This window comes from Pseudoalteromonas sp. NBT06-2 (assembly GCF_002276045.1).
GTDB lineage: Bacteria > Pseudomonadota > Gammaproteobacteria > Enterobacterales > Alteromonadaceae > Pseudoalteromonas.
Window position 1 is genome coordinate 1 of the sequence record NZ_NQMR01000249.1, and the last position, 4,894, is coordinate 4,894.

At 32.8% G+C, this 4,894-nt stretch carries 5 protein-coding genes; all 5 read right to left on the bottom strand.

All coding sequences use genetic code 11. The features are described from left to right. Positions 1-284: 284 nt before the first annotated feature. Positions 285-746: a hypothetical protein gene (locus CJF42_RS24780; protein WP_095369186.1), complete on the bottom strand. Its 462-nt coding sequence runs from the start codon at positions 744-746 to the stop codon at positions 285-287. Positions 747-1,125: 379 nt separating this feature from the next. After that, a complete protein-coding gene (gene hemB / locus CJF42_RS24785) occupies positions 1,126-2,139 on the bottom strand; it encodes a porphobilinogen synthase (RefSeq protein WP_095369187.1) in 1,014 nt (337 codons plus the stop codon). Between the two features lie 29 nt (positions 2,140-2,168). After that, positions 2,169-4,031, bottom strand: a complete 1,863-nt coding sequence (locus CJF42_RS24790) for a sensor domain-containing diguanylate cyclase (protein ID WP_170940760.1) — start codon at positions 4,029-4,031, stop codon at positions 2,169-2,171. A gap of 26 nt (positions 4,032-4,057) precedes the next feature. Continuing rightward, positions 4,058-4,531 carry a hypothetical protein gene (locus CJF42_RS24795; protein ID WP_095369189.1) on the bottom strand — a complete coding sequence of 158 codons (474 nt, stop codon included), beginning with the start codon at positions 4,529-4,531 and terminating at the stop codon, positions 4,058-4,060. Continuing rightward, the coding region (locus CJF42_RS24800; protein ID WP_170940761.1) for a twin-arginine translocase subunit TatC at positions 4,532-4,894 on the bottom strand (363 nt) is incomplete at its 5' end.

Consider the following 4,894-nt stretch of genomic DNA (forward strand, 5'->3'; position numbering starts at 1 on the left):
GGTCACTTAGGTGGCCTTTTTTATTGTCTGTTATTTATTTTGTTTTTTGTCGTTCAAATCAGCTTACCCGAATATTCAATTAGCCCATTTTTTGGAATTAGACTCAGGTATATTCATGCACCACTCAATAAAAGGAAGTACCTGAATACATAGATCAAATAGAGCAAGTAAAAAAATTAATATAAAAAATAAAAATTAGTCACAAGTATAAGCTAGCTCAAATGAAAGAGTTAATTGCAAATAAGATTATGATTAAAAGGCAGACTGAAGCTCTGTCCACTACATTAGTAAATGTCACCACTTTGTAAGCTTTTTGTGCATACATTACTGACACATTGTACAGCTGGTTTATTTATATGTTGGCAAATACTTATCATTTGATTCTTTTCATTAAATATTTTTTCAGCAACGGTGATATTCGATGCGAGTGCTTTAGCTTGCTCTGAATCTACATGTTTATTTGAAAAAATAGCATATTGGCTTGGGCCTCCACATGCTCTACTACCAATTGCAATAACTTGGCATTGGTTAGACGTATCACATTCTTTATTGGTTATTAAAGTTTGAAACTCAGCCTTTTTTTCATTTAAGCTATCGGCTGTTATGGTTTCGAGTTTTTGTTTATTATTATCGACTTTTACTATCTTTATTTTTTCTTTAACCTCAATAGAAGTTTGTTGTTTATCATCACAGGCGGTTAAAGCAAGCATAAAAGGAAGCGCTAAATTTAGATATTTTAAATTCATGAAAAAAAGACCTATTTGAAAAATATAATTAACTGTATCATATTAAAACTGATTATAATTTTTCATTATATGTATTTAAATTGAATGGTGTGATGTGATTTTAAATTTTATTTATATTTTGTTGTTTGCACTATTTGGTATGACCGCAACTTATTTTGTACGCTTTTTTTATGAGTTTTGGTTTAAAAACCAGATGAGAAGCCTTTATATCATTAAGGCTGCTGTTTGTACTACATTATGTCTTATTTGTTATGGAGTGATATTTTTCTTAGTGTAGGAAAAGTGAGAGATTAAAGCTCTCCTTAACATCATAATATACGAAGTTAAGGAGTGTAGATCTTTAAAGTGTTACGTAGTTGTAATAATAAACCTTTAGAGCTTATTTATTTTCATTAAGCCAAATAGCAACTTGCTTAGTAAAGTAAGTTAAAATACCATCGGCACCAGCGCGTTTAAAGGCTAATAAAGACTCCATAATACAAGGTCTTTCAGCTAACCAACCATTTTGAATCGCTGCCATATGCATCGCATATTCACCGCTCACTTGGTAAGCGAAGGTTGGTACACCAAACTCATCTTTAACACGACGTACGATATCAAGATATGGCATACCAGGCTTTACCATTACCATGTCAGCACCTTCTTGTAAGTCTAAAGCAACTTCTCTTAATGCTTCATCTGAGTTTGCAGGATCCATTTGATAGGTTTTCTTATCAGCTCCTTTAAGATTACCGGCAGATCCTACAGCATCTCTAAATGGTCCATAGTAACTTGATGCATATTTTGCTGAGTAAGCCATAATACGAGTATGTATAAATCCTGCTGCTTCTAATGCTTCACGTATAGCTCCAATTCTGCCATCCATCATATCTGATGGCGCAACAACATCTGCTCCCGCTTGTGCTTGTGACAATGCTTGTTTTATTAAAATTTCAGTTGTTACATCATTAATAACGTAATTTTTTTCATCGATAATACCATCTTGTCCATGTACGGTGAAAGGATCTAATGCTACATCTGTGATTACGCCAATCTCAGGTACTTCAGCTTTTAATGCGCGAACGGTTCTTTGAACTAAACCTTCAGGGTTGTAAGATTCTTCAGCTAAAAGTGATTTCTTATCACTTGGCGTAACCGGGAAAATGGCAATAGCAGGTACACCTAGCTGTGATAACTGTTTAGCTTCTTCGATAAGTAAATCTATTGAAATACGTTCAATACCAGGCATTGATTCGATTGCTTCACGGCGATTTTTTCCTTCTAATACAAAAACAGGATAAATAAGGTCCTTTACTGTTAGGATGTTTTCACTCATTAATCTACGTGAAAAATCATCTCTTCGCATTCTACGCATTCGAGAATATGGAAATAAATCTAAACCTGATTGTGCCATGTGTTTTACCTATTGTGGATTATCTGTCATTAAAACTGATCTGCGGAAGATAAAACTCGATTCCTGCCAGTTTCTTTTGCTTTGTATAATGCTTTATCTGCTAATGCTGTATGTTGATTTGGATCTTGATTTAATTCAGCTATTGCACTATGTACTCCAGCACTAATTGTCATTTCTATTATACCAGCAGAAGTATGTATTTTTGCAGCTTCAATTTTTTTTCTAATTGACTCAGCAACAGCGATAGCACCTTGTGTTGGAGTATTCGGTAAAATAATAGAAAATTCCTCGCCACCATAGCGGCAGGCTTCATCACTAGGACGTTGTAAGCTTTCTTTTATTGTATTAGCTACAAATTTGATTGCTTCATCACCAGCTAAATGACCTAAAGAATCATTAATTATTTTAAAGTGATCTATATCTAACATCAAAATTGCGAGCTGTTTTTGCTCCCTACGAGAACGTCGAAACTCCATAGCAAGTTTTTTATCAAAATAAAGTCGATTGCGAATGCTGGTTAAAGCGTCGTGCGTATTTTTCTCTTCTAATTCTCTATTTTTTTCTTCTAATTCCCGCAGTGTTATTTCTAGTTCAAAAGTACGTTCTTGAATTTTACTTTCTAAACCTTGTTGCGCTTGATTTTGAATTTTTAGCTTTTCTTCTAATAATTTATCTTTAGCCCTTACCTCTGCAATCAGTTGATGTTGCTGTTGTGCTTTTTCATCTCTTTGTGTTATGAACTGAACAATTAGTAAGTAGGAAATAATAAAGCTACTCGATAAAAAGCAAACGATTAAAATGGACTGTATTGTCAAGGTTGAAAAAATAATGTCATTAAATAATAAAATACCATGCACTAAAGTTAAGAAAATAGGAAATAGGTAGGCAAAAACTGTTTTAGCATGTTTTGTTTTTTTGTTTATGTGCAAACTTGTAATAACTAAATAAACCCCCATATTTATTAAGCCTATGGTAAAACTCATTATTAAGCTGTTTGAATAACTAAGCCAAGGATTCAAACACATTATAATGATAGTAAGACCAAAGGATATACGTAAGACTGTTAGGTGTTTTTTATTATTTTTAGCTAAATATAATAGTTTTTCGGTGATTGGGTTAAGTAAAGTTACGGCACATAAAAGTAATGTTGATATATTAATTTGTTGCAGCCAAAAGGCATCTAAGTTGAAATATCGATAACTTAGTCCAAAATATCCGGTTAATACCGCCCAAAGACAAGTAATGTATAAGCTACCCATTAAAAATAAACTATTTCGAGTTAATAGACTGATAAGTAAGTTACTTATTATTAATGCAAATAAGAACCCTAATAATAAACCTATAAGTAAGTTGAATTTACTTTTATGTTGTACATAACGTTCAGGTGTCCATACACTCAAAGGGAGTTTTAAAGTTCCTTCGCTTTGAGCTTCGAGATAAATATTATTATGACTATTAGCGGCTAGGGATATGCTAAATAATAAAGATTCATCTTTGATAGTTCTTCTTGAAATAGGTTGTGTATCACCAATAGTATGGTATTGAATTACCTTTTCTTTGGTGATTTGATAAAGTGAAAGCTTATCAATTAGAGGGTTACTTAGAACTACAAATATTTTCTTTGTTTCGTTTGTGCTATTGATTAAATTGAATTTCATCCATACAGGATTATTTTGTAGACCTAAGTTTAACAGCCCACCACGAGATTCTAACCATAGATGATTTTTTTGTAATAGAGCTGATTCTAGAGAATTAACAGATGTTGTATATGAATACTCGATAGGTTTTTGATAATTAAATTGCGTATTGATATCAATATTGCTTGCCCATAAATCACCTGACTGTAAACAAGTCAGAAAAATGAAAAATATGGTAAGCAAATATTTAGGCATACTCATTCCTTTGCACCGAGATAAGCTTATTTTACACGCTTAACTCGGATTGTTTTATTGGACCCCATTTTTTTTAATAAAAAGGAGTTCAAAGCACCCCGCATAATAATGACTTCATTATCTGCTTTAACTCTAAAATCATTAGTACCTAACTGGCGCCAAACTTGACCATTAGTGAGTGTCACAATAAGTTCTCCATGAAGACTTTCTTTTACTTTTTTGACCGCTGCTACTTGCTCTTTTTCAGCATTAACTGAAATGTTTTTGTGTTCCAAACCAAATTTGTCAGTTTTACTTTCAACTTTTTTTTGTTCAGTTTTTATTGGCATTTTAACGTTTGAAACATCTATGCTTTTGCCTGCTATTATTTGGTCGTAACAAACAAGTCTTTTGAAGTCATTTTCTATCATACTACAGGCTTTTAATGCTTGAGTATTCACCTCTTGAGCAAAACTGTTAGCGGATAATAGCACTAATAAAGATAAGGTTAGTTTTTTCATTTAATTCTCTTGTTCAGTTGGTTCTTGTTTTTTACTACTAAATGATGCCAAAAGTAGCCCTAACTCAAATAATGCTAGCATTGGAATGGCTAATAATGTCTGAGATAAAATATCTGGCGGTGTTAAAAACATTGCTACAACAAAAGCAGCGACAATTATATATGGACGCTTTTCTTTTAAGCTTTGTACATCTGTTGCACCGCTCCAACACAGTAGCATAATTGCTACAGGAATTTCGAACGTTATGCCAAATGCAAAAAATAATTTTAAAACAAAACCTAAATAGCTACTTATATCTGGGCTTAGCGTCATCATATCTGGGCCTACGCCAGTGAAAAATCCGAGAATAATTGGTAATACGAT

Excerpts from the sequence above, each read along its gene's own strand:
- CJF42_RS24780 (WP_095369186.1), bottom strand. The coding sequence starts at position 746 with ATGAATTTAAAATATCTAAATTTAGCGCTTCCTTTTATGCTTGCTTTA.
- hemB (WP_095369187.1), bottom strand. The coding sequence starts at position 2,139 with ATGGCACAATCAGGTTTAGATTTATTTCCATATTCTCGAATGCGTAGA.
- CJF42_RS24790 (WP_170940760.1), bottom strand. The coding sequence starts at position 4,031 with ATGCCTAAATATTTGCTTACCATATTTTTCATTTTTCTGACTTGTTTA.
- CJF42_RS24795 (WP_095369189.1), bottom strand. The coding sequence starts at position 4,531 with ATGAAAAAACTAACCTTATCTTTATTAGTGCTATTATCCGCTAACAGT.